The sequence below is a fragment of the Flavimaribacter sediminis genome, from assembly GCF_019492055.1.
In the GTDB taxonomy this organism is placed as follows: domain Bacteria; phylum Pseudomonadota; class Alphaproteobacteria; order Rhizobiales; family Rhizobiaceae; genus Flavimaribacter; species Flavimaribacter sediminis.
Genome location: NZ_JAICBX010000002.1, coordinates 891,783 through 915,471 on the forward strand (window position 1 = coordinate 891,783; position 23,689 = coordinate 915,471).

The 23,689-nt window shown below is 60.7% G+C and carries 24 protein-coding genes and 1 tRNA gene; 15 read left to right on the plus strand and 10 right to left on the minus strand.

The genetic code is table 11. From position 1 onward, the window contains the following. The first annotated feature begins 201 nt into the window (after positions 1-201). Positions 202-459 (plus strand): YjhX family toxin, encoded by a 258-nt coding sequence (locus tag K1W69_RS12430; RefSeq protein WP_220228664.1) that lies wholly within the window; start codon positions 202-204, stop codon positions 457-459. 35 nt (positions 460-494) lie between these two features. Here K1W69_RS12430 and K1W69_RS12435 read toward each other — a convergent pair whose 3' ends face one another. From K1W69_RS12435 to K1W69_RS12450, 4 genes are all read right to left on the minus strand, one after another. Continuing rightward, entirely contained in the window at positions 495-1,208 is a 714-nt protein-coding gene (locus tag K1W69_RS12435) for a glycine-rich domain-containing protein (protein ID WP_220228665.1), read from the minus strand. Between the two features lie 72 nt (positions 1,209-1,280). Beyond that, entirely contained in the window at positions 1,281-1,940 is a 660-nt protein-coding gene (locus tag K1W69_RS12440; protein WP_220228666.1) for a hypothetical protein, read from the minus strand. Next, the gene (locus tag K1W69_RS27050; protein ID WP_220228667.1) at positions 1,937-2,356 is read right to left on the minus strand and encodes a RusA family crossover junction endodeoxyribonuclease; all 420 of its coding nucleotides are present in this window, start codon (positions 2,354-2,356) and stop codon (positions 1,937-1,939) included. Before K1W69_RS27050 ends, K1W69_RS12440 begins: the two co-directional genes overlap by 4 nt. Before the next feature lie 53 nt (positions 2,357-2,409). Next, a complete protein-coding gene (locus K1W69_RS12450) occupies positions 2,410-3,939 on the minus strand; it encodes a YifB family Mg chelatase-like AAA ATPase (RefSeq protein ID WP_220228668.1) in 1,530 nt (509 codons plus the stop codon). A 205-nt stretch (positions 3,940-4,144) separates the two neighbouring features. On the opposite strand from K1W69_RS12450, the gene K1W69_RS12455 reads away from it, so the two are divergent. Next, positions 4,145-4,765 carry a ribonuclease D gene (locus K1W69_RS12455; protein WP_220228669.1) on the plus strand — a complete coding sequence of 207 codons (621 nt, stop codon included), beginning with the start codon at positions 4,145-4,147 and terminating at the stop codon, positions 4,763-4,765. 18 nt (positions 4,766-4,783) lie between these two features. On the opposite strand, the gene K1W69_RS12460 is transcribed toward K1W69_RS12455, so the two are convergent. The 4 genes from K1W69_RS12460 to aroA form a co-directional block, all read right to left on the minus strand. Further along, positions 4,784-5,128 (minus strand): DUF6665 family protein, encoded by a 345-nt coding sequence (locus tag K1W69_RS12460; RefSeq protein WP_220228670.1) that lies wholly within the window; start codon positions 5,126-5,128, stop codon positions 4,784-4,786. A gap of 93 nt (positions 5,129-5,221) precedes the next feature. Then, positions 5,222-6,925, minus strand: coding sequence for a 30S ribosomal protein S1 (gene rpsA / locus K1W69_RS12465; protein WP_220228671.1), 1,704 nt, complete (start codon positions 6,923-6,925; stop codon positions 5,222-5,224). A 142-nt stretch (positions 6,926-7,067) separates the two neighbouring features. Continuing rightward, positions 7,068-7,706 (minus strand): (d)CMP kinase, encoded by a 639-nt coding sequence (gene cmk / locus K1W69_RS12470; RefSeq protein WP_220228672.1) that lies wholly within the window; start codon positions 7,704-7,706, stop codon positions 7,068-7,070. Positions 7,707-7,709: 3 nt separating this feature from the next. Then, positions 7,710-9,077 (minus strand): 3-phosphoshikimate 1-carboxyvinyltransferase, encoded by a 1,368-nt coding sequence (gene aroA, locus K1W69_RS12475; protein WP_220229321.1) that lies wholly within the window; start codon positions 9,075-9,077, stop codon positions 7,710-7,712. A 378-nt stretch (positions 9,078-9,455) separates the two neighbouring features. On the opposite strand from aroA, the gene K1W69_RS12480 reads away from it, so the two are divergent. From K1W69_RS12480 to K1W69_RS12540, 13 genes are all read left to right on the plus strand, one after another. After that, entirely contained in the window at positions 9,456-9,884 is a 429-nt protein-coding gene (locus K1W69_RS12480; protein WP_220228673.1) for a TIGR02300 family protein, read from the plus strand. Positions 9,885-9,986: 102 nt separating this feature from the next. Then, positions 9,987-10,062, plus strand: a tRNA-Ala gene (locus K1W69_RS12485). A gap of 131 nt (positions 10,063-10,193) precedes the next feature. After that, a complete protein-coding gene (locus K1W69_RS12490; RefSeq protein WP_220228674.1) occupies positions 10,194-10,715 on the plus strand; it encodes a hypothetical protein in 522 nt (173 codons plus the stop codon). A 363-nt stretch (positions 10,716-11,078) separates the two neighbouring features. Further along, on the plus strand, positions 11,079-11,756 hold the full coding sequence (locus K1W69_RS12495; protein ID WP_220228675.1) for a response regulator transcription factor: 678 nt from the start codon (positions 11,079-11,081) through the stop codon (positions 11,754-11,756). Continuing rightward, positions 11,743-13,083, plus strand: a complete 1,341-nt coding sequence (locus tag K1W69_RS12500; RefSeq protein WP_220228676.1) for a sensor histidine kinase — start codon at positions 11,743-11,745, stop codon at positions 13,081-13,083. Before K1W69_RS12495 ends, K1W69_RS12500 begins: the two co-directional genes overlap by 14 nt. 253 nt (positions 13,084-13,336) lie before the next feature. After that, on the plus strand, positions 13,337-14,014 hold the full coding sequence (locus K1W69_RS12505; protein WP_220228677.1) for a YfdX family protein: 678 nt from the start codon (positions 13,337-13,339) through the stop codon (positions 14,012-14,014). A 152-nt stretch (positions 14,015-14,166) separates the two neighbouring features. After that, positions 14,167-15,156: an AAA family ATPase gene (locus K1W69_RS12510; RefSeq protein WP_220228678.1), complete on the plus strand. Its 990-nt coding sequence runs from the start codon at positions 14,167-14,169 to the stop codon at positions 15,154-15,156. Positions 15,157-15,193: 37 nt separating this feature from the next. Next, positions 15,194-16,153, plus strand: a complete 960-nt coding sequence (locus tag K1W69_RS12515) for a DUF58 domain-containing protein (RefSeq protein ID WP_220228679.1) — start codon at positions 15,194-15,196, stop codon at positions 16,151-16,153. Continuing rightward, positions 16,150-16,650, plus strand: coding sequence for a DUF4381 domain-containing protein (locus K1W69_RS12520; protein ID WP_220228680.1), 501 nt, complete (start codon positions 16,150-16,152; stop codon positions 16,648-16,650). The genes K1W69_RS12515 and K1W69_RS12520 overlap by 4 nt, the downstream gene beginning before the upstream one ends. Then, entirely contained in the window at positions 16,647-17,672 is a 1,026-nt protein-coding gene (locus K1W69_RS12525; protein ID WP_220228681.1) for a vWA domain-containing protein, read from the plus strand. The genes K1W69_RS12520 and K1W69_RS12525 overlap by 4 nt, the downstream gene beginning before the upstream one ends. 1 nt (position 17,673) lies before the next feature. Continuing rightward, a complete protein-coding gene (locus tag K1W69_RS12530; RefSeq protein WP_220228682.1) occupies positions 17,674-19,818 on the plus strand; it encodes a VWA domain-containing protein in 2,145 nt (714 codons plus the stop codon). Between the two features lie 23 nt (positions 19,819-19,841). Then, positions 19,842-21,704, plus strand: a complete 1,863-nt coding sequence (locus K1W69_RS12535; protein WP_220228683.1) for a BatD family protein — start codon at positions 19,842-19,844, stop codon at positions 21,702-21,704. 134 nt (positions 21,705-21,838) lie between these two features. Beyond that, positions 21,839-22,000, plus strand: a complete 162-nt coding sequence (locus K1W69_RS12540; protein WP_220228684.1) for a DUF1328 domain-containing protein — start codon at positions 21,839-21,841, stop codon at positions 21,998-22,000. 248 nt (positions 22,001-22,248) lie between these two features. On the opposite strand, the gene K1W69_RS12545 is transcribed toward K1W69_RS12540, so the two are convergent. Together K1W69_RS12545 and K1W69_RS12550 are read right to left on the minus strand one after the other, a co-directional pair. Next, positions 22,249-22,701 carry a nuclear transport factor 2 family protein gene (locus K1W69_RS12545; protein ID WP_258571014.1) on the minus strand — a complete coding sequence of 151 codons (453 nt, stop codon included), beginning with the start codon at positions 22,699-22,701 and terminating at the stop codon, positions 22,249-22,251. Positions 22,702-22,841: 140 nt separating this feature from the next. Beyond that, complete coding sequence (locus tag K1W69_RS12550; protein ID WP_258571015.1) at positions 22,842-23,585, minus strand: SGNH/GDSL hydrolase family protein; 744 nt, start codon at positions 23,583-23,585, stop codon at positions 22,842-22,844. Between the last annotated feature and the right edge of the window lie 104 nt (positions 23,586-23,689).

Here is a 23,689-nt window from a genome sequence, read left to right on the forward strand (position 1 = left end):
GGAAGTAAACAGCAGCCTTCTTGCGCATTCAACCGCGTTGGCGTAAATGGCGTTCGTCAAGTTACGGAGTTTTTATGCGCGGACGCGAAGAGTCCCGGTAAAGCCCGGTCAGTGGAATGACCGGGCAGGTTTGCGAACGCTGCCGCAGGCGAATGGCCCGCGGCAGGCGAATTGCAACGCGCAAAAATTTCGGACATTTCAATGGATATCTCCAGACAGGAGCAGCGGGTGCTACACCTGCTCGCCCAGGGCGGCCGCATCGCAGTGGAAAAGGATGACCGCGGCCATATTGTCGAGGCCCGATGCGTGACCCGCGAGGGCTGGATGTTTTCCGGCTGTTCGCTTTCGCTTTTCAGGAAACTGAAGCGGAGGCGCACCATCGCCTCCAAAGGCGGCGGGCCTTACCGGATCACCGAACTCGGGCTTGCCCGCGTCCGGTCCCAGCCGGACAACCGGTAGATTACTTGTCCCGCTGGCCATTTTGGCTGGCGGGACTAATCTCCCCCGCCGCAGCCGCCACCGCATCCTCCATCGCCGCCGCCGCTGTCTGCGCCATCGACACCGGACTCGCCGAAACCGTCGGTGTCTCCGTCATAGCCCGAACTGGCGAAATCGCCGCCACACTGAACTCCCGCTGCGCCTCTCTTCCGCAATTGCTTGCAATCCGGATGGTATATGAAGCCGTTTGCAACATTCAGCCTTTGGTCGAGAGCAAAGAGCAACGGAAGCATTGCAGGGTTTACTGGATCAATATTGGTTTCCTTGCAGCATTGCCACCAGACCCGGCGCAGACCCTCGTTGTTTCGTTTTTGCTCTGGCGCGAGGACAACCGCCGGTGTGTGATGGAGAAACCGACCAAAGGCTTTGTTGCAGAACTCCTGATAGGATCGAGTGTAGAGTATAAATTCATGCCATAGGTCATCCGCCGCCTGCGACGGCATCGCGACATATTGCCGACCGCCTCTGAGATAGGCGCGGAAAAACTGCTTCAGGCCTTTTGAAATCAGGTCTGTGTCGTTGGATGTGAGATCGGGATGTCGGATCGACAGCTTCTCGACAAGACCTGTCGGCCATTCATAGGCGTCGATGAAAGCGATTCGTCGTCTTAGTGTAGTGCGAAAGTAGAAGCGGTAAGCAGCCGACAATAACGAATATATCACCACCAAAAGGATAATCGCGAAAATGAATCCACCGATATTTACGGACAAAAAGGGACTCCGTTTCGTTTTTTTTGAAATCAGCAGCTTAGCCAGTACCGGTTACGACACCCAACCGGAGTTTCAGTGATTTAGCTGGGCCGGTTCCTCTCGTTCAAGATCGCTGACCAACCGCTCGACAATCGTAACCAGATCGGAAAGACTTTCCCCGACAGGCGTTATCTCAAGGTCCCCGTGCGCCAAGCGATTCCGCCATTTAACGGCTTCACGCAGTTGACGGGCTTCACTGGGTGTAACAAACCCCTCTCCAGCCAGCAATTCGACAACACTGCCCGGCGTTAATGGATGTTGTGTTTGATCCGGTTGCAGGCGACGAGTCAGCGCTTCGAGCGTCGCCCAAAGAAGCAACAGACTTCCACGTTGTTCCAAAGGTAACAATTTGCGGATTTCAGCAAGCTGTTCTTTCAGCCGGACGGTCGTCACCGCAGGAAGCTGTTCCGGTTCACTGCCCGCATAAAGAACTTCCAGGCGCCAATCCTGATGATTGGAAAGGGTTTCGTTCAATAAACGGATCTTGCGCTCGACGTTTGGTTGCCCCTTTCGAACAACCTCGACGACGATCTTGGGTGTGCGGCCCAGCAGTATGGCGTCGGGTTTGAACAGCTCGAGAAACTTGGGCAGATATGAGCCTGACGGTTCGCGTATGACCCTGTAACCCTGAGCCACCCATGAGGGTTCATGGCTGTCCAGGACCGCATGATTTGTATGCTGGCGTTCGGTCACGACGAGATATCCTCCAACGGCGCCTCGAACAGTTTAACATAAAGCATCGAATCGTCTGCCTCTATCGCAGCGGCAAGCACCTTGCCGGGAGACCGGAACGTATAGCCGCCAACGGGATCGAAACGCTGAACCAGAACCCGATCAACGAGCGAGTCATCCACATATACGTTCGGTTGCAATGCATCCAAAGTCAATTTCACGATATTATCGACATCGCCAGTCATGGGTGAGTCTGGAAAATAGTACATGGTCACCGCCAAGCGCGTTTCGCCAAATGACCAGCTTCCCTCCCCAATCACTGCCTGCGCGGCTGACAAGACGGTGTTCTTCCACTCCAGCTTCGCCGCGCCGTTATTGCTTTGAGAGCTCACTGGGGTTCCGGTCACATTGAACTCTATAGGAAGCTCAGGCCACACGGCGACGCGCCTCCGATTCCATGAGATCCCACTTCACACGCTTCATCACAATCTCACGCCGCCATAGCCGCCTCACCCGACAGCCGGTAGGAGATCGCCTCGGCGATGTGGATGCGGCCGACCGTGTCGACTCCCTCCAGATCGGCGAGCGTGCGGGCGACCTTGAGGATGCGGTGATAGGCGCGCGCGGAGAATTTCAGCTTCTCGGCCGCATTCTGCAACAGCGCCGCGCCGCCGGTATCCGGTTGCGCGACCGTCTCTATCAGCGCCGTCGGGCATTGCGCGTTGGCGGTGACGCCGGGATGGCCAAGTTCAAGGAACCGCTGCTTCTGCCGCGCGCGCGCCGACGCGACCCGGGCGGCGACGACGGCGCTTGGCTCGCTGACGCCGGGCTTGATCAGATCCGCCGCGGTGACCGCCGGCACGTCGATGCGCAGATCGATCCTGTCCATCAGCGGGCCGGAAATGCGCGCCTGGTAATCCGTCCGGCAACGCGGGCCCCGGGCGCAGACATGGCCTGGTTCGCCCGCCATGCCGCAGCGGCACGGATTCATGGCTGCGACAAGCTGAATTTGCGCCGGATAGCTGACGTGATGGTTGGCGCGCGCAATGATGCATTCTCCGCTTTCCAGCGGTTGCCGCAGGGAATCCAGCACCTGGGGCGTGAATTCCGGAAACTCGTCAAGAAACAGAACGCCGTGATGGGCGAGCGACACTTCGCCGGGTTTCGCGCGGAAGCCGCCACCGACCATTGCGGCCATTGAAGCGGAGTGATGCGGCGCGCGGAATGGCCGTCTGTCCGACAACCGGCCGCCCGGCAATTGCCCGGCGATCGAGTGCACCATCGAGACCTCCAGCAATTCGGCCGGAGAAAGCGGCGGCAGGATGGATGGCAGACGGGCTGCAAGCATGGATTTGCCTGAGCCGGGTGGGCCGGACATTAAAAGGTTATGCCCACCGGCGGCGGCGACCTCCAATGTGCGCCGCGCGGATTCCTGCCCCTTGATGTCGGCGAGATCGGGAAGGTTGTCCGATGCCTGGCGCATCGCCGGCTCCGGCCTCGACAGAACCTGTACGCCCTTGAAGTGATTGGCCATCGCGATAAGGCTGCGCGGAGCAAGGATGTCGAGATCGGCGCTCGCCCATGCGGCTTCCGGACCGCAGGCTTCGGGACAGATCAGCCCCTTGCCCAGCGTGTTTGCCCCGATCGCCGCAGGCAAAACGCCTGCGACCGGCGCCAGCGTTCCGTCGAGAGACAATTCTCCGAGGATCACGTAATCGGAAAGCATGTCCGGCGGAATGACGCCAAGAACCGCCATCAGGCCAAGGGCAATCGGCAGATCGAAGTGGCTGCCTTCCTTCGGGAGATCCGCCGGCGCCAGATTGACGGTGATTTTCTTCGCCGGAAGCGCCATGCCCGACGCATGGAGCGCCGCCTGCACACGCTCGCGGCTTTCGGCCACCGCCTTGTCCGGCAGACCGACGATGTGCATGTTGATCTTGCCAGGAGAAACCATGACCTGAACGTCGACCGGATCGGCGCTGATACCCTGAAAGGAAACGGTGCTGACGCGCGCGACCATAGGCATACTCCGATATCAATAAATGCAATTTACAAGCGAATATTTCTTGACACTACACGCGCTCTGCACGCAAAACAAGAACAAAGTAGGAACGATAGATGCTGGCCGCCACTCGACGTCCGCGCTGGCTGGACAGGCTGACGGCAAGACAATATGCAATGTCTGCGACGCGACTCGCAGAATGAATTTGACCTCGGGAAATGACATGACCATCCGGCTGCACAAGGGCGATATCGCCGAAAAGGACGCGGAACGCTACACGGGCGACATAGCGATCGACACCGAGACGCTCGGCCTCAAACCACACCGCGACCGGCTGTGTGTGGTGCAGCTCTCACCCGGCGACGGCAGCGCCGACGTGATCCAGATCGCCAGGGGACAGAAGAAGGCGCCTAATCTGGTCGGGCTGCTCAAGGATCGCAAGAAAACAAAGATCTTTCATTTCGGACGCTTCGACATCGCCGTGCTCTATCACACGTTCGGCGTCACCTGCGCGCCGGTATTCTGCACCAAGATCGCATCGCGCCTGACCCGCACCTATACCGACCGGCACGGCCTGAAGGACAATCTGCGCGAATTGCTGGAAATCGACATCTCCAAGCAGCAGCAGTCTTCGGACTGGGCGGCGGAGACGCTGACCAAGGCGCAGCTCGAATACGCGGCTTCGGACGTGTTGCACCTGCACGCCTTGCGCGACAGGCTTCAGGACCGTCTCGATCGCGACGGCCGCAGCGCGACGGCAGAAGCCTGTTTCAAGTTCCTTCCGACGAGAGCCAAACTCGACCTGATGGGCTGGGACGAAACCGATATCTTCGCCCACAGCTGATTTCAACGGGTTGATTGGCTACGATTTCGTTCTGATCCCTACGCGGGCCAGAACCTCGCCTGGAATACGGTAACGCTTGACGAGGATGCGCTGCGAAGAGAGCCCTGAAAGCTCGTGCTGGATGAACAGCGCCCAGGCGGCGTCGGCCGCCTTCTGCACCAGCCCGGCGCGCTTGCGCTGGTCCGGGTCGTCCTCTGCGACAGATTCCGCATCGTGGGTTTTCAGATCGAGAAGCGCCTTTTCCAGCATCCGTCCCGCCTCACCGAGAGCAGAGGCGCGCTCCTGCATGACCTCGTAGTCGAGCACTGCGAGGCCTGTCTTGCCGCGACTGAGACTGGAGAGATTGGGTGGGCGAACGCTCATGCGCCAAAGGATAGAGCGCGTAATTCAAAAAGAAACAAAAAAGACCCGCGGCGTTTCCGCCGCGGGCCTCGATTTTCAGATCGGACAGTAAAATCAGCTGTCGTCGTTCTGCTTCTTCAGGGCTGCGCCCAGAATGTCGCCGAGCGACGCGCCGCTGTCGGACGAACCGAACTGAGCGACGGCTTCCTTCTCCTCGGCGATTTCCAGCGCCTTGATGGACAGCGTGATCCTGCGATCCTTCTTGGAGAAGTTGGTGACGCGGGCATCGATTGTCTGGCCGACCGAGAACCGTTCCGGACGCTGCTCGTCGCGGTCACGCGACAGATCCGAACGGCGGATGAAGCTCGAAAGGTCTTCATGATCGACGAGCTTGACCTCGATGCCGCCATCGTTGACAGCGGTCACCTCGGCGGAGACGACGGCGTTCTTGCGCAGACCGCCGCTAGCGGCTGCTTCACCGATGGCGTCCTTGCCGAGTTGCTTGATGCCGAGAGAGATACGCTCTTTCTCAACGTCCACATCGAGCACGACAGCCTTGACGACGTCGCCCTTGTTGAACTCCTCGATGACCTGCTCGCCGGGACGGTTCCAGTCGAGATCCGACAGATGGACCATGCCGTCGACATCGCCTTCGAGGCCGATGAACAGGCCGAACTCGGTCTTGTTCTTGACCTCGCCTTCGACGACAGCGCCGGAGGTATGGTTCTGAGCAAAGACTTCCCAGGGATTGTCGAGGGTCTGCTTGAGACCGAGGGAGATGCGGCGCTTGGCCGGATCGACCTCGAGGACGACAACCTCGACTTCCTGGCTCGTCGACAGGATTTTGCCGGGATGGACGTTCTTCTTGGTCCAGGACATTTCCGAGATATGGATAAGGCCTTCGATGCCCGGCTCCAGTTCGACGAACGCGCCGTAGTCGGTGATGTTCGTGACCGTTCCCTGGATCTTCTTGCCTTCCGGATACTTGACGCCGATGCCGTCCCACGGATCGGTCTCGAGCTGCTTCATGCCGAGCGAGATGCGATGGGTTTCCTGGTTGATGCGAACGATCTGGACCTTCACGGTCTGGCCGATCGACAGGATTTCCGTCGGATGGTTGACGCGACGCCAGGCCATGTCGGTGACATGCAGCAGACCGTCGATGCCGCCGAGATCGACGAAGGCGCCGTAGTCGGTGATGTTCTTGACGACACCCTCGACAACCTGACCTTCTTCGAGGTTCTGGACGATTTCGGACCGCTGTTCCGCGCGGCTCTCTTCAAGAACGGTGCGGCGCGATACGACGATGTTGCCGCGGCGCTTGTCCATCTTGAGGATTTCGAACGGCTGCGGATTGTGCATCAGCGGAGTGACGTCGCGGATCGGGCGGATATCCACCTGCGAACGCGGCAGAAACGCCACGGCGCCGTCGAGATCGACGGTAAAGCCGCCCTTGACCTGGTTGAAGATGACGCCTTCGACGCGCTCGTTCTTCTCGAATTTGGCTTCGAGACGAACCCAGCTTTCCTCGCGACGCGCCTTCTCGCGCGACAGGACGGCTTCGCCAAGCGCGTTTTCGATACGCTCGACATAGACTTCGACTTCGTCGCCGGGCTTCAGCGAACCGTCTTTCGACTTGGCGCCGAATTCCTTCAGCGGAACGCGACCTTCGACCTTCAGGCCGACGTCGACAACTGCGACGTCTTTTTCAATAGCAGTGATGATGCCCTTGGTGACATAGCCTTCAGCCAGGTCATGCTCGGCAAATGATTCCTCGAGGAGGGACGCAAAGTCCTCCTTGGTGGGTATGGATGTCATAGAAACTCCTGGTACGTCCGCAACGGCTACAATGTGCTTCGTCCGGACAGGCGCCGATGGCTGGTGTTGCATTGACCTTCAGAACCGTCCGGTCATATCGACCAAAATCGGCGCATGGACAGTCTGAAAGTACCGGTTATCCTCAGTTTTTGGCGGCGATCGCTTTTTCAATCAGGCATTGAGCCGCCGCGAACGCCGCTTCTATATCCATTTCGGTCGTATCTAGCAAGTAGGCATCGTGCGCCGGCCGCATCGGGGAATCCGCGCGTTCTGAGTCGCGAGCGTCCCGTCGGCGCAGATCGGCGAGCACGGCGTCATAGGCGGCGGCGGCGCCCTTCGCCGCCATTTCCGCGTGACGACGCCTGGCCCGAACGGCGTCGGAGGCGGTAACGTAGAACTTGATGTCCGCATCCGGACAGATCACGGTGCCGATATCCCGGCCATCGAGAACCGCGCCGGGACTCTTGCGGGCAAATTGCTGTTGCGCCCTTTTGAGCGCCGCGCGCACTTTCGACATGACGGCGACCCTAGAAGCGGCTTCGCCCACTTCGTGCGCCGAGAGCACGTCACGGTCCAAACCGGAAAGATCGAGGTTTTCTGCGAGTTCGGCCGCCGCTTCCTCGTCGTCCAGCGACGCCCCGGCGTCCAGCATCGCGCGGGCGACAGCGCGATAGGTCAGTCCGGTGTCGAGATGATGGAAGCCGTATTGCGCGGCGATGCGACGGGCGAGCGTTCCCTTGCCGGAAGCGGCCGGACCGTCGATGGCGACGACGAACGACACGCCTCATGCCGCCCTGTCGACGGATTCGATGACGGCTCCAAGGCCAGTCATCAGATCCATATATTCGGGGAAGCTGGTGGCGATCATCGTTGAGTCGTCAATGGTGACCGGCCGTTCGCTGGCGAATCCCATTACCGTGAAGGCCATGGCGATCCGGTGATCGAGATGCGTGGCCACCGCGGGGCCGGAGGCCGACGCGCCCAATCCCTTGCCGCCCGGAACGCCGTCGACCGTCAACCAGTCCGGCCCTTCCTCGCATTCGACGCCGTTGAGTTTCAGTCCCGCGGCGACAGCGGCGAGCCGGTCGGATTCCTTGACCCGCAGTTCCTCGACGCCCTCCATCACCGTGCGGCCCTCGGCGAAGGCGGCGGCGATTGCAAGCACCGGATACTCGTCGATCATGGACGGCGCGCGTTCGGCCGGCACACGCACGCCCCTCAGGTCCGACGCCTTGACGCGCAGATCGGCGACGTCCTCGCCGCCCGCCTGACGCGGATCGATGATCTCGATATCGGCGCCCATTTCCAGGAGCGTGGTCAGGAGACCCGTGCGCGTCGGGTTCATCAGCACGTTTTCTATCGTAACGTCGGAGCCGGGAACCAGCAGCGCCGAGACTAGCGGGAAAGCCGTCGACGACGGGTCGCCCGGCACGTCGATCACCTGACCGCGCAACGCGCCCTGTCCGTGAAGGCTGATGGTGCGCACGCCATCGGGCGCCGTATCCACCTGAAGCTCTGCCCCAAAACCGGCCAGCATCTTTTCCGTATGGTCGCGCGTCATCACCGGCTCGACGACGGTGGTTACGCCCGGCGCATTCAATCCGGCCAGCAGAACTGCCGATTTGACCTGCGCAGAGGCCATCGGCACGCGATAGGTGATCGGCCGCGCGATTCGCGGGCCGCGCATCGTGACAGGAAGGCGGTCGCCTTCTTCGGCTTGCACCTGCGCGCCCATCAAGCGGAGCGGATCGAGCACGCGGCCCATGGGGCGGGATCTCAAGGAAGCGTCGCCGGTGAAGGTCGCAGAGAATCCGTAGGTTCCGACCAAGCCCATCGTCAGGCGCACGCCGGTTCCGGCGTTGCCGAAATCGAGCGGCGCTTCCGGTTCGAGCAGGCATCCGTTGCCGACGCCGTCAATGATCCAGACGTCGTCATGCTTGCGCATGACAGCGCCCATGGCCTGCATCGCGCGGCCCGTGGCGAGAATATCATCGCCCTCGAGCAGACCGGTAATGCGGGTTTCGCCCGCGGCAAGACCGCCGAACATCAGCGACCGATGCGAGATCGACTTGTCGCCCGGTATGCGTATCGTGCCTTTCAGCGGCCCGGACCTGCGCGCGGTCGCGGGTTTGGCCTCAACTTTTGTGGTCATCATCGCCAGGTTGTTTCTCGTCCCGGATGCGGCGCCGCCAAAAGCGGTGCCCTCAAACGCCGCGTTCCTTAACACAGTGATTTCGACGGGTCATCCATCCGGTGGAAAAACCGAGCGGTTTTTTCGATTAGGGCTTTGACAGAGACGGCCAAGATGGTTATGGGAGCGCGCACATTCGAGTAATCGGCAGTCCGCCGCTGCATCCGAAAAAGCAAATTTCGGAAGGCGACCGGCAGACGGGGACTGAAAAACAGACCGGGGCCCCGATGGAATATTGACAATAATTCCGTTCGTGCTTCCTTATGGTCCATCGCATTTCGGTCATGCACAATCCTTCGGTCCGCCTACCGGCGACGGAATCGAAAAGAGGCTTTCGCAGTGTCAAAACCTGAACGAGGAACAAAGCGCATCTGTCCGGAAACGGGGCGCAAATTCTACGATCTCAATCGCGATCCGATCGTGTCGCCCTACACCGGAAAATCCTATCCGGTGACGTTCTTTGACAGCGGCGACCAGACATCGGACGAAATCGAGGAGAAGGAAGCCGAGGTCGAAACCGAAGAAGTGGAATCCGACGACAGCGAAGTCGAAATTGTGACGCTGGAAGACGCGGACGACGAAGCCTCCGGCGATTCCAGTTCGAGTTCCAGCAGCGACGGCGACGATGACGACGACGACGATGTCGACCTGGACGACGATGTCGATCTCGGCGATGATGACGACGACGCCTTCCTGGAAACCGACGAGGACGAAGACGACGACGTTTCCGACATCATCAACGTTTCCGACGACGACGAGGAAACCTGATACAGCGGCTGCGTGGTAATTTCAGCCGCCGCTGCATTTTGAACTTGATCTCCGCCTCCGGCGGACTTAGATAGCCGGACCGGCGACGTTCCGGACGAAATTGGGGCCATAGCTCAGTTGGGAGAGCGCTTGCATGGCATGCAAGAGGTCAGGGGTTCGACTCCCCTTGGCTCCACCAATTCCTTCGTTTTCAATCGTTGTAGAAACTCAATAAATACGATCGCAAGTCATTGTATTTTCAACGATACTTTGTGAACGGCAGAATAATCACAGTTTGATCTACGTGTACATAGCGGCAACTGTTCCCGAATGACCCAGGCACGTTGTCTGTTCGCCGCCGAATCTGAACAGACGCGTGACGCCGGACTTCGCAGGGATCTGGGCAAGCTGGGGTGTGACAGCGACCTGATCTTCCAATCACCGATCGATATGCTGTGGGAACCCCTGGAGCAGGAAGGATTGCTTGTTACACGCTTCTTTTCACCGCCCTATGGAATTGATGGCGCTGCCGGGCGCCCGGGCTTCGACAGCCGAATGAACCATCTCGAAGACATCCGCGAGCTGATCGGAGACGATTTGCACCAACAAACAGCGAAGCGAATGCTCGACGACCGGATCGATGTCAATGTTGGACTGGTCGGCATTGCGCGCCCGACCGGCGAAGACTTTCCCGCAGATTGGGCTGCGCACATGGAAAAGGGTAGAGACCGCAAAATACTGTTGATGGACGAGATGACGGTCGTGGCGCTGATAAACAGGCACAGGCGGCATCTCGCCGATGAGGCGTGGAACTGTCCGGCGGACGAATTCTTCAGACGGACCAACCTGTAGGACGCGCATGTCATACACTATTTCGGCGACGGACATGTGGTGCGGGGAAATCGACTTGGCCGCAACCCCTCGACCCGGGCCGGCAGGAAGTGGTTTGACATGTTCGAGCAGGCCGCCGGGCGCCTCGATCTCGCCCGCTGGACAAGATATGACCCGAACTTTACAGGACGATTGAGACGAGCCGTCTCCGTGCATTTTTCAAAATGACGGCACAAGAACCCGACGGCGAGCAAGTGACACGCCTGACGCCCGGCGACTTGATCCCGCCGGGAATTCCGTTATTCCGTTATCTATCGGAACTGCAAACCGGCGCGTGGCGCCGGGTTCGGCAAGCCGGGTATGGAAGGGGATCGTCGATCGACAATGAAGGTTCTCGTCGCCGAAGATGATGAGAAGACCGCCGAATTCGTGCGAAAGGGGCTGGTCGCGGAAGGCCACAGCGTCGACTGCCTGTCTGACGGTCGCGAGGCGCTGACCTACTGCCTTTACAACAGTTGCGATCTGGTGATCCTCGACCGCATGCTGCCGGGTATGGACGGGCTCGCCGTCCTGCGCGCCCTGCGCGCCTCGGGAAGCCAGCTGCCGGTGATCTTCCTGACGGCGCTGGGCACTGTGGAGGACCGTGTCGACGGTCTCAATGCCGGCAGCGACGACTATCTCGTCAAACCCTTCCACTTTTCCGAACTCATGGCCCGCATCAACGCCATCATCCGCCGGCCGAATGGTGGAAACGAGCAAACGACCCTGCAGGTTCACGACCTGGAGCTTGATCTCCTGTCCCGAACGGCCAGCCGCGGCGGACAGACCATCGAATTGCAGGCCAAGGAGTTCGGTATCCTGGAAGTGCTGATGCGAAACGCCGGGCGGGTCGTCACGAAGACGATGCTTCTCGAACAGGTCTGGGACTTCAGCTTCGATCCCGGGACGACGATTGTCGAAACCCATATCAGCCGTTTGAGAGCCAAGATCGACAAGCCATTTAATGTCCCGCTGCTGCATACGACCCGCAATATCGGGTATTCGATCCATGCGCCTCGGTGACATCTTTTCCGGATCCGCCTTCAGGACTGCGCTCGCCGCGCTGCTGCTGTTCGCGCTGACGCTGCTTGCAGCCGGCTGGAGCTCCTATGTCGCCGTTCGCGGCGCCATGCTTTCCGAACTCAATCAGCAACTGACCGAGGAAACACTGCTCTTTACCAAGATCTATCGGGATGAGGGCGCCGACGGGCTCATCGACCTGATCACCCAGCTTGAGGTCGCGGAGATCGGCGACGAACGCTATGCGGCGATCTTTGACGAAAGCAACAACAGGCTCGCAGGCAATATCGACCTTGCGCCGGATTTCGTCGGCATTCGCGAAGACCGCAGCATCATCCGGGCCGTGGGTGAAGACCGGGTTTATACACGCTGGTTCATGATCGACAGGTACCAGATCGTAATTGGACGCAACACTCATGTCGTGGACCTGGCGCTCGACGTTTTGCGCGCTTGGCTATTGCTCGCGGGCGTATTTTCGCTGGCCGGAAGCCTGTTGATCGGCTGGCTTTACAGCCACCGCTCCATGGTCAAGCTGCAGCGCATCGCCGTCGCGCTGGAACGGGTCAGCCGCGGCGAGATCAGCGCGAGGGTGCAGCCGATCGCCGGCAATGACCAGATTGACCGTATCTCGCATCTCATCAACCAGTCGCTCGATCGTCTGTCGGCGTTGACTGCAAGTTCACAAAACACGGTGCGGGCCATCGCCCATGATCTTCGCACGCCTCTCAACAGGGTCTTCATCACCGTGCAGGACGCAATCGCATCACCGAACAATGCGGCCGCCCTGTTGGAGGAGATCGAGACTGAATTGCAGCGGCTCGGTGCTATTTTCGACACCGTGCTGCGCATTTCCAGCCTTGACAATACTCGTGACGCCTCCGCGTTCACCGCGATCGATCTTTCCGGCGTCGCGCGTGAAGTCGCCGAAGTCTTCAAAGAAACGCTGGAGGACAAAGGACAGCGTCTCACCCTCGATCTCTCGGAAGATGTGACCGTTTCCGGAGATGCGCAGATGCTCAAACAGCTGCTCGTCAACCTGTTGACGAACGCCCATCAATACGCCCCTGAAAACAGCCCTATCGGCGTCTCCACGCGTCACGACGCCGGTGGCGACGTTCTTGAAGTGACGGACAAAGGCATGGGCATCCCGCCCGAGCACCGCGAACAGGTTCTGCAACCCTTCTTTCGCCTCGACAAGAGCCGCAGCGAAGCCGGAAACGGTCTCGGCCTCGCCCTTGTTCAGGCGGTATGCGTCCGACACAACGCGACCATCAGCCTGGAGGACAACGATCCGGGCTTGCGTATCGTCATTCGGTTCCCACTGGTCTAGGGAAACAGCGCTCTCGCTATTCTCTTCTCGTACAATCGGAGACCTCGAGAAGCGTGGCCACCGCGCTTGGAACAAGGAAAGACGAAATCTTTAATTCCACCAAGAAACAAGGATACTGCCTCAGGGCTTCCTCCCGTTTCGCCAACTTGTCAAAGATTTAAAGTTCGCTCGAAGCTGCTGCAAAGACCGACTTTCATATTGAGGCTGCCGATCACCAGCGGATCGACACAGTCAATTGAAAGGTTTTGCAGTCATGATCCACCGTTCCAAATTCGCAGCCGTCGCCTTGTCAGGCATGGTTGCCATCGCTCCCCTCGCCGGTGCGGCGAGGGCGACCGATACAGGGTCCGCAACCGTCAAAGCAGAAAACTCGGCCCAGACGGCTGAAAACGCCAAACCGTCGGAACTCATGAAGACCTCGGAAGAAGTTTTCGGCGCGCTCCGCGATGTGCGGTCAGCGCGAATGGCGATCTTCGATGGAGACATTGATAGAGCCTCGTCGCTCGTAGCCAACGCCTCCAGGGGCTTTGACGCCGCGGATGCCCGGATTGCGACCCTCGGCATTCGAAATCCGGGGAACGACGCCGACAACGTAACCTATGTGCCGTTTCAGATGGCCATGGGCGTGTCGGAAGACTTCGTTCCCTCGGAAAACACGGCGGCGCCCCTTCAGCAGGCCAACGAGCATCTCGCAAAGGGCGACCAGAAACAGGCCGCCGAAGTGCTGAAGAGCGCCGACATTGACGTCACCATAACCGCCGCAATGGCGCCGATCGATCAATCCGTCGCCAAAACCAAAGACGCCGCCGCCCTCATCCGGGACGGCAACTATTACGAGGCGAACCTGGCTCTCAAGGATATCGAGGATTCGATCGTGGTCGAAGCCTACGCTATCGACGCCATCCCGTCTCAGGGCGGCGCCAGAAGCTGACCCGAATTCACACGCAGGCGCCGGCTGAAGCTTGAAAGGAAAAGAAGCCGGCGCCTGGTCGATTACTCCAGCGGCGCCCGGCGCCGCTGTTTTTGAAACCATTGGCGACCCGGCGCAAGACCGCGGGTCCACCACCAGAAAGGTCGAAACCGATGAACGTCCATTCTCCGCTTTCGGAAAGCGCCAACCAGGCATCCGCCATCGATCAGCTTCGCAGCTACATGAATGATCGCATCGTCGGTCAGCCGAAATTCGTTGACCGCCTGCTCATTGCACTGATTGCCAACGGCCACGTGCTTCTTGAAGGCGCGCCCGGGCTTGCCAAGACCAAAGCCGTGACAACGCTCGCCGGAGCCATCGATTGCGACGAGCGTCGCATCCAGTTCACCCCGGACCTGTTGCCCACGGACCTTACGGGCACGGATGTCTACCGTCCTGATAGCGGCTCCTTCGAATTTGTCCGCGGGCCACTGTTTCACAATCTGATTCTGGCCGACGAGATCAACCGCGCCCCGGCCAAGGTTCAGTCGGCCCTGCTCGAAGCCATGGCGGAGCGCCAGATTTCGGTTGGACAGCAAACCTACAAGCTGCCCGACCTGTTCATGGTGCTCGCCACCCAGAACCCGATCGAACAGGAAGGCACCTATCCGCTGCCCGAAGCCCAGCTCGACCGTTTCCTCATGCATGTGCGCATTGGCTATTCGGACATCGAGGCCGAACGCAAGATCCTCAAGATCGTGCGCGGCGAAGAGCTGTCGAATGACCGCCCCTCAAAGGCGATGGTCCAACCGCAAACCATTTTCGAATGGCGTCGCGAGGCGTTGCAAATCCATGTCGCCGGGGCGCTTGAGGATTATATCCTCCAGTTCGTTTTCGCGACCCGCAATCCGGAGATCTATGGCGACGACCTCGCTGGCATGATCGACTTTGGCGCTAGCCCCCGCGGCACCATCGCGCTCGACCGATGCGCCCGCGCGCACGCCTGGATGCGCGGATCGGATTTTGCGACGCCGCTCGACGTCCAGGCGGTGGTTCACGACGTGCTGCGTCACCGCATTATCCTCAACTTCGAGGCCGAGGCCGACGGCGTGACCAAGGACGAGGTGATCGACGAACTCGTCAGGCGCGTTCCGGTCGCCTGACCGGCCCTTACAGCACTCTCCGATTGAGGCAGAAACGATGACCCAGTCAGACATAAAGGATCGGAGCGGCATCGACGCTCCATTCCCCGAACTCGTGCGTTGCCGACCCGACCGCCGCGTCACCGGTTTTGCGCCCGGCGGAAAGGTTAGAACGCACCAGTTCGGGACCAATCACTCGGTCTTTCGCGGCCGCGGCATGGAATTCGACGAATCCCGGGCCTATCAGCCGGGCGACGACGTTCGGTCGATCGACTGGCGGGTAACCGCGCGCACCGGCTCAATGCATACCAAGCTGTTCCACGAGGAACGGGAACGGCCCGTGTTGATCCTGCTCGACCTGCGTTCATCAATGCGTTTCGGCACACGCAAGCAGTTCAAGTCGTCACTTGCCTCCGCCATAGCGGCCCGGCTTGCCTGGACCGGCATCGACGGCGGCGACCGCGTCGGCGGCTTCATCAACGCCCCTGGCGGCGTTCAGGTGTTCCCGGCCTCGCGCAACCGGGCGGCCATGCTTCGCTTTCTCAAGGCCGTCAGTGAAAACGGCCGCATCGGAGACGCCGGAGAAGTCCCGGAGACTCCACTATACCTAACCATCGACCGCATGCGGAAAGCCAGCCGGCCGGGCACGCTTGTCTTCGTCATCAGCGATTTCGCCGATTTCGACGATCGTTGCGAACGGTCCCTGAAACGGATCTCGCTGCACGCCCATGTCACCAACATCCTGATCCACGACCCGCTCGACGCCGCGCTGCCGATCAATGGCGGTCAGAAGATCTCCGACGGTCAGTCGGTAACCGCGCTTTCCGCTATCGGACGGTCCGGCCAGAAGAAACACGCCGACTCCTTCGAAAGCCGGCGCACGCGACTGAAGGTCCTGTGCTCCAACCGGGGTATGGCCTTCCTCGATCTCGCCACCGGCGACGAGGCTGACGAGGCGCTCCATCCCCATCGGCGCAACGCCAGGGCCCGATCCAATTCCCGGAGGAAAGCGGCATGAATCCGACATCGACGCAAATGTCTCCCGATATCGTGAAGGAGCTGGAAAAGCTGAAAGACATCCGGCTTCCGGCCGAGATCTCCTGGTGGCCGCTGGCTACAGGATGGTGGGTGCTGATCGCCTTTACCTGCGCGCTCGCGCTTGCCGCAATCGGCTATGCCGCCTGGCGCAGGCGGACGCTGCAATATCGCGCCCTGCATGAACTTGGACAGATGCGCGGCGACGCCGAACTCGGTCGCGAACCGGTGCGGCTCGCCGAGCGGATCGAGATCCTACTGAAGCGCATCGTGCTCGAACAGGATACGCGCCGCGCGCTTGCCGCATCCCACGGCGAAACCTGGATGCAGACCCTCATTCGCGAACCTGGCGCCATGCCGGCCGACATTGCCCGCTTCATCACCGAAGCTCCCTATGTCGCATCCGCGACGCCGGTGGACGCTCCGCGCCCGGAAGCCCTCATCAACGCCGCAGAGCGCTGGATACGGAGGAACACATGATCGAATTTCTCTGGCCCCTGGCCTTTCTTCTGTTGCCCCTGCCCTTCCTGGTGCGCTGGCTGACGAAGCCTGCGCCCGACACGCCATCAGGCGCCCTGAAGCTACCGTTCTACCGTGCGCTGGCCCAGTCCGCCGGCAAGGGAGGAATCCGCGGTTCATCGCACTGGATGAGGCTGGTTGTCGCGTCCCTGATCTGGTTCGCGCTGATCACCGCGCTCGCGCGTCCCGTCCATGTCGGCAAGGAAACGCCGCTGCCCGTCTCCGGGCGCGACCTCATGATGGCGATCGACTTGTCAGGCAGCATGGGCCGAAAGGACTTCGGCCTCGACAACAGCCCGACGACGCGACTGGACGTGGTCAAGGACGCAGCGCGCGACTTCATCGAACGGCGCAAGGGCGATCGCGTCGGCCTCGTCCTTTTCAGCAACAGGGCCTATCTGCAGGCGCCGCTGACTTTCGACCGGACCGTCGTCGCGCAGCTTCTCGATGAGGCACAAGTCGGCCTGACCGGCCAGGAAACCGCTATCGGCGACGCGATCGCCGTCGCCGCCAAGCGTCTGAAGGACAGGCCGGCCGAGAGCCGCGTGCTGGTGCTGCTGACGGACGGAGCCAGCAATGCCGGCGTCATGAAGCCGATGCAGGCGGCGCAGCTCGCCAAAGATCTTGGAATAAAGATCTACACGATCGGCGTCGGCGCCGGTCCGATGGCGGTGCGCACCAAATTCGGCAATCAGATCGTCAACCCGGCGCAGGATCTCGACGAGGCGACCCTCCAACAGATCGCCGACCTGACGGGCGGCCAGTATTTCCGCGCAACCGATGTGGAAGGCTTGTCCAACGTCTACCGGCAAATCGACAGGATGGAGCCCGCAGAAGATGATCCCGAGACCGTGCGCCCGACAATCGCGCTTTACTACATGCCCCTCGGCATCGCTCTGTTCCTGACCATGGCGCTGGCGCTCATGATCGCTGCGCCGCGGCTATCCCGTCCAATTCTGAACCAAGAACCCGCAGGAGCCTGAAATGGATTTCTCGCAATTCTTCTTCCTCCGCCCGTGGTGGCTGTTGTTGCTCATTCCGGCCGCAGCCCTGGTTGTTCTCGCTTTCCGGATGCGTTCGAGCGGCGACGCCTCGGCCTGGCGCAAGCTTGTCGATCCGCACCTGCTCGCGGTGTTGACGGTCAAGGACGGCTCGTCGCGCCGCAGTCGCTGGCTTCCGACAGCGCTTGGCGCTGGCCTGGTCGCCGCCACGATTGCGATGGCGGGCCCGACCTGGGAGAAAATCGAATTGCCGACATTCAAGGCAAAGGAACCGGCCGTTGTGGTCCTGAGCCTGGCGCAATCGATGAACGCCGACGACGTCAAGCCGTCTCGCCTGAAGCGCGCCGAACACAAGCTGCGCGACATTCTCGAGCGCCAGGACGGTGGAGACACCGGACTGGTCATTTATTCCGACCGGCCGTTTGTGGCCTCTCCGCTGACGGGCGACGCCGAAGTCATCCGCCAGATGCTGCCGGAACTGTCGACCGGCCTGATGCCCGTTCTTGGCAATCGTCCTGACCGCGCTGTCGCGCTGGCGACGGACCTGTTGACCCAGGCCGGAGCGAAGAGCGGCCGCATCATCCTGCTTGCCGACAACGCCGGATCCGATCCCGACGCAACCAACCGCGCCGCCAGTGCGGCCGCAAGCCTGGGCTACCAGGTCGACGTGCTCGGCGTCGGCGCCGACTCCGGCGCGACGCTGCAGACAGCGAACGGCCGGGCGATCACCGCCGGCGATGGCGCGGCCATGCAGGCCAGATACGACAATGCGGAACTGAGCCGGATTGCGGCTGACGGGGACGGCGTCTTCGCCGAACTCACACCCGGCGCCGCCGACCTCGACCGGATCCTGCCGAAGACCACGGCCGTTTCCGAGAGCGGCGGAAAGCTGCAGGATGAACTCAAGGCGGACGGATGGGCTGACATGGGCTACTGGCTGCTTCTGATCCCCGTCGGGCTGGCGCCCTTCGCCTTCCGGCGCAATGTGCTGATGATCGTCCCCTTCGCGGCGTTCGGCCTGACTTTCGCTGCGCCGCATCCGGCAAACGCGGCCGGCATTCGGGATTTTCTGCTCACGCCAAACCAGCAAGCCGCCCGAGCCTTCGACAACCAGGACTACGCCAGCGCTGCCGCGACCTTCGAAGATCCGGCCTGGCGGGCCAGCGCCCAGTACAAGGCCGGCGACTACCAGGCGGCGGCCAAAAGCTTTGCCGGCTCTGGAAACTCCGAGGAAGGATTCAACAAGGGCAACGCGCTGGCGAAATCCGGCGAGTTGCAGGCCGCGCTCGATTCCTACGACGCTTTTCTGAAGCAGAATCCGGGCGATGCGGACGCACAGTACAACCGCGATCTGGTCGCCAAACTTCTGGAGCAGCAGAAACAACAACAGCAGCAGCAGGATCAGCAGCAGCAACAGCAAGCCGGAGGCCAGCAGGACCAGCAGAAGCAACAGCAGGCCGGTGGCCAGCAGGATCAACAGCAGCAACAGCAAGCCGGTGGTCAGCAGGACCAGCAGAAGCAACAGCAAGCCGGCGGTCAGCAGGACCAGCAGAAGCAACAGCAGGCCGGTGGCCAGCAGGATCAACAGCAGCAACAGCAAGCCGGTGGTCAGCAGGACCAGCAGAAGCAACAGCAAGCCGGCGGTCAGCAGGACCAGCAGCAGCAACAGCAGGCCGGTGGCCAGCAGGACCAGCAGCAGCAACAGCAGGCCGGTGGCCAGCAGGATCAGCAGCAGCAACAGCAAGCCGGCGGTCAGCAGGACCAGCAGCAGCAACAGCAGGCCGGTGGCCAGCAGGATCAACAGCAGCAACAGCAAGCCGGCGGTCAGCAGGACCAGCAGCAGCAACAGCAGGCTGGCAGCCAAAAGGATCAACAGCAGGAACAGCAGGCGCAGTCGGGCGACCAGCGTGACGATCGTAGCGCCTTCCGCAAAGCCATGGACGAATTGCTGAAGGGCAATGGCGGCGGCGGTGGCGAACCGACAGACGAAACGCCAACCGAACAGGCTTCGGCGCATGGCTTCAGCGAGAAGGACCAGGCAAATGAGCAGCTGCTGCGCAGCGTGCCCGACGACCCGTCCGGCCTGCTCAGAGCCCGGATCCGCCAGTACTACGCAACCCTGAAATAGACGCCCAAGGAAGGAATGTAGTGATGAAACCAGTCTTTGCTCCCGGCGGAAAATTCGCCTCGGCCGCTATCGCAGCGCTGATCGTCTCGGCCTCGTTTGCTCCAGCCGAAGCAGAAATCCGGACCTCCGTCAGCCAGAACCAGGTAATCGAGGGCGAACCGTTCCAGCTCTCGATCCAGGTCGAGGGCGCCTCGGGCAACGCGCAGCCGGATCTCGGGCCACTCTCCAGGAACTTTACCGTCGAGGGAACCGGACAGACGTCGCAGACCAGCATCATCAACGGCCGCACGACCGTGAACCATGGCTGGACCGTGACGTTGACGTCGAAATCTCCCGGCAAAGTCGAAATTCCCGCGATCAAGGTCGGCTCAGAGCAGAGCAATCCGATCCTTGTCGAAGTTGTCGATGCAGCCAGCCTGCCAAAGACCAGCCTGGCGCAGTCCGGCGTCGAGGTCGACATGCACGCGGCGCCCGGCCCCTACTACGTCCAGCAGGAGATCCCGGTCACGGTCCGCATCACCGCTTCCGGCGGCCTGCGCAGCGCGCAGCTGTCCGATCTCTCCGGTCCGGATCTCATCATCACCCGGCGCGGCGAGGACAAGGTCAGCCAGATGACGCGCAACGGTCTGCCGGTCAGCGTCATCGAGCGCGACTACATGGTCAAGCCGCAGAAGAGCGGCAATTTCACACTTGGTCCGCTCCTCCTGCGAGGCGCGGTGAATGACCCGAACGGGCGCCGCTCGCCCTTCGGCGACAATTCCGGCTTCGCGCAGATGCGACAGCAGTTTGGATTTTCCGGATTTGGCAGCAGCATGTTCGACGATTTCTTTTCTCCGACGAAATCGGTGACAGCGCGCTCCAACACAATTCAGATCGACGTCGCGGCCAATCCGGCCGGCCAGTCTGACTGGTTTCTGCCGGCCAAGGCGGTTGACCTGAAGCAGAGCTGGCAGCCGGACCATCCCGATTTCCAGGTTGGCGAAGCTGTGACCCGCATCGTCCAGATCGTCGCACTCGGCGCGTCGAAGGAGATGCTGCCTGATATCGACTTCCAGGATGTCGATGGCGCCAGCGTCTATGTCGACAGGGTCGACGATCGCTCGACGGATACGGACAAGGGAACAGCCGCAATCAAGCAATATATGTTATCGGTCGTGCCAACGCGCGACGGCTCCGTCACCCTGCCTGAAATCCAGGTTGGCTGGTTTGACACGGTGGCTGGCGAACAGAAGACATCCGTTCTGCCTGCACAGACGATCGAGGTCGGTGGCGGAGTCTCAAACACATCGACGCCAGCTTCAACGCCTGCTGCTTCGGCATCGCAAACCGGTAACCAGTCTCCCCCGATGCGGGACGCGAGCCTGGTCGCTCTCGCCGAACAGGCGGATTGGCGCTATGTCTCCGGCGCCGGCGTGGCCCTCCTTTTGGCTGTGGCGCTGGCGATCGCCCTGATCCGCCGTCGCCGCACAGCGGCTGCTCCCGCCCTTGCGGAAACCGTCGCCCGTACCGCCCGCAGCAAGCGCGGCTCCATTGAAACGGCCGCTCGCCGGCGGGAAAAGCAGATCGCCGAATTCGCCCGCGCCTTCCGTGACGCCTGCCGTCGCGGCGACGCTTCGCAGGCCTATCACCAGTTCGGCCTGTGGGCGCTTGCCGCTGGTTATGACGTCGACACGATCCGATGTGCGGACGCCGAATCTTTAAAGAAAGAGCTCGGCAAACTCGAGGCCCGCATATTCGGAGGCGACGTCTCCGGTTCCTGGAAGGGAAGCGACCTGCTCGCCGCCTTCGACATGGTGGCCTCGCAAGGCCGGAAACCGAAGGCGGCAAAGCGCGAGATCGCTCCGCTCTACCCGCAAAACCATGACGGCGGCCTGATCCCGGCCTGATCGCGGGCGCCTGAACGATGTCCGATCGGCGTACGCATTTTCAAAGCGTACGCCGCGTGTAATTCGGAAAGACGATGGAACCCTACGCCGCGGCTATGCGTTTGCAGTCATCCGAAACAAAAAGGTCGATGCAAATGCTGAAATGGATCCTGATCTTGCTCATCGTGGCAGCCGTGGCCAGCTTGCTGGGGCTCAATACTATTTCCGGCGCAGCGCTGACCGGCGCCAAGATCCTGATCGGAATTGTCCTGGTGATCTTCATCCTTGTGGTGCTCGGGATCGTCGCGATCGCCTGACGAAGCGCCAGGCGCTTGATGTCGTGATCGTATGTCGACGACCAAGCTCAACGGTCGGCGGGGTTTTTGTGTGGATACAGCTGATTGACGGTTTCCTCTACCCGCAAATATCTGAAAGTATTGCGGCACGATTGAATACGGAAAATCGTGCCAGCACTTGATCTTCCAGCCATCAGCGCGTTTGACCAGCCATCACTCATACTTCAGGCTCGATACGGCGCTGAACATCTTACCATCCGCGAAATTGGTCAGCTGACCGACGACGCAGACGTGAGCCGTGTCAGCGGTCTGGTCCAGAAAAAGTATGTTCGACATGAGATGTCGGCTCTGATTGCCGGATGTCCGAAAGGCGTCCATGCGTTCCCGCCAGAATTTTCGGAAACCATGCCCTGAAAGGCGATTGCTTTCTGACCCGGCGTTCCGGCGACACATGTCACGTCGTCGGTAAACAGCCTGAACCACGTCTTCGTCTCGAAATTGTCGCAGGCAAAGGAATATGCGTAGATCAGATTGTCGATAGCGGCCCGATCGGTCACGTCGAAAGCCGTGTTTCCCGGATTGTCGACGGGCGCACAGGATTTCAGCGGCTTGGCGTCTTGGCTGTAAGTCGCCCCTTCGGGCAATGGCGTCTGAGCGAATGCGGGAACAGCAAATGAGGCGACCAATTGAGCCGTGACGGCCAGAAACAACGTCGATTTCATGCAATCTTCTGACTACGAATATTACGTTTCACACTTGCGCCGCCACATTCCCCTTGGACCAGCGCAGCTCCATCAGCCTCTACACGCTGTAATAGACAATTTCACCCTCACGACGTGGAACTGCGCGAACGAATTTTCCGTCACTCCTGCGCAGCGGCATAAATCGCGCGGGCCAGCAAACGACCGATGCAATCATATCCGTCGCGGGAATTGTGGAGACCGTCCAGCGCCACCAGCGCCCTGTCCGAAACACCGGCCTGCACCGTTTTGAGCATCGCTTCGAAGCGCGAGAACAGACCGACGCCCTCCTGCAATGCAGCAACGCGGATAAGGACCTCCATGGCGGCGTGATGCGGCGACGCCAGCACCTGCGGCGCATACTGGAGATCCATCAGGATCAGATCCACTCCGGTCGCTTTCAGGCTTGCGACGCCGGCGTCAATTTCTTCCCTCACCCCGTCCATATTACCGCCCCATGCGATATCGTTGGTACCCAGTTGCCAGATCACCAGATCCGGTCGATGAGCGAACACGCCTTTCCGAAAACGTTTTATGTTTCCCGGAATCGTATCGCCGACGCGACCACTGTTGACGATCTCGAACGCGATCCCCGGCCACAGGGTTTCGAGCTCGCGCTTCATGACCTGTGGGTAGGTCAAAGAGGGCCGAGCCATCCACAGACCAACCGTCGAAGACGACCCAATCGCGACGATCCTGACCGGCCCGCCGGCCTCGATTCGGGCAGCCAGTCGTGGCAGCCGCGTTCCAAGCGACAGATCGCGATTGACTGACAGGCAGGTCTGGGCCGCCGAACCGCCTGCGCTGGCGGGCGACATGACCGACAGCATGAACACCATGCAAACGGCCAGCTTCAGGCGCCGCATTCCGTGATCCCGACAGGCGACATTCTTGATACGGAAGACCTTCATGATCGGCAGTTTCTACCAGCAAGGCTTGATAATCCAGACCCGACCCACTCGATTGATAC

Bases quoted from the DNA above. Each gene is read 5' to 3' on its own strand.
- K1W69_RS12430 (WP_220228664.1), top strand. From the start codon at position 202: ATGGATATCTCCAGACAGGAGCAGCGGGTGCTACACCTGCTCGCCCAG.
- K1W69_RS12450 (WP_220228668.1), bottom strand. From the start codon at position 3,939: ATGGTCGCGCGCGTCAGCACCGTTTCCTTTCAGGGTATCAGCGCCGAT.
- K1W69_RS12455 (WP_220228669.1), top strand. From the start codon at position 4,145: ATGACCATCCGGCTGCACAAGGGCGATATCGCCGAAAAGGACGCGGAA.
- K1W69_RS12460 (WP_220228670.1), bottom strand. From the start codon at position 5,128: ATGAGCGTTCGCCCACCCAATCTCTCCAGTCTCAGTCGCGGCAAGACA.
- rpsA (WP_220228671.1), bottom strand. From the start codon at position 6,925: ATGACATCCATACCCACCAAGGAGGACTTTGCGTCCCTCCTCGAGGAA.
- aroA (WP_220229321.1), bottom strand. From the start codon at position 9,077: ATGACCACAAAAGTTGAGGCCAAACCCGCGACCGCGCGCAGGTCCGGG.
- K1W69_RS12490 (WP_220228674.1), top strand. From the start codon at position 10,194: ATGACCCAGGCACGTTGTCTGTTCGCCGCCGAATCTGAACAGACGCGT.
- K1W69_RS12495 (WP_220228675.1), top strand. From the start codon at position 11,079: ATGAAGGTTCTCGTCGCCGAAGATGATGAGAAGACCGCCGAATTCGTG.
- K1W69_RS12500 (WP_220228676.1), top strand. From the start codon at position 11,743: ATGCGCCTCGGTGACATCTTTTCCGGATCCGCCTTCAGGACTGCGCTC.
- K1W69_RS12505 (WP_220228677.1), top strand. From the start codon at position 13,337: ATGATCCACCGTTCCAAATTCGCAGCCGTCGCCTTGTCAGGCATGGTT.
- K1W69_RS12510 (WP_220228678.1), top strand. From the start codon at position 14,167: ATGAACGTCCATTCTCCGCTTTCGGAAAGCGCCAACCAGGCATCCGCC.
- K1W69_RS12515 (WP_220228679.1), top strand. From the start codon at position 15,194: ATGACCCAGTCAGACATAAAGGATCGGAGCGGCATCGACGCTCCATTC.
- K1W69_RS12520 (WP_220228680.1), top strand. From the start codon at position 16,150: ATGAATCCGACATCGACGCAAATGTCTCCCGATATCGTGAAGGAGCTG.
- K1W69_RS12525 (WP_220228681.1), top strand. From the start codon at position 16,647: ATGATCGAATTTCTCTGGCCCCTGGCCTTTCTTCTGTTGCCCCTGCCC.
- K1W69_RS12530 (WP_220228682.1), top strand. From the start codon at position 17,674: ATGGATTTCTCGCAATTCTTCTTCCTCCGCCCGTGGTGGCTGTTGTTG.
- K1W69_RS12535 (WP_220228683.1), top strand. From the start codon at position 19,842: ATGAAACCAGTCTTTGCTCCCGGCGGAAAATTCGCCTCGGCCGCTATC.
- K1W69_RS12540 (WP_220228684.1), top strand. From the start codon at position 21,839: ATGCTGAAATGGATCCTGATCTTGCTCATCGTGGCAGCCGTGGCCAGC.
- K1W69_RS12545 (WP_258571014.1), bottom strand. From the start codon at position 22,701: ATGAAATCGACGTTGTTTCTGGCCGTCACGGCTCAATTGGTCGCCTCA.
- K1W69_RS12550 (WP_258571015.1), bottom strand. From the start codon at position 23,585: ATGCGGCGCCTGAAGCTGGCCGTTTGCATGGTGTTCATGCTGTCGGTC.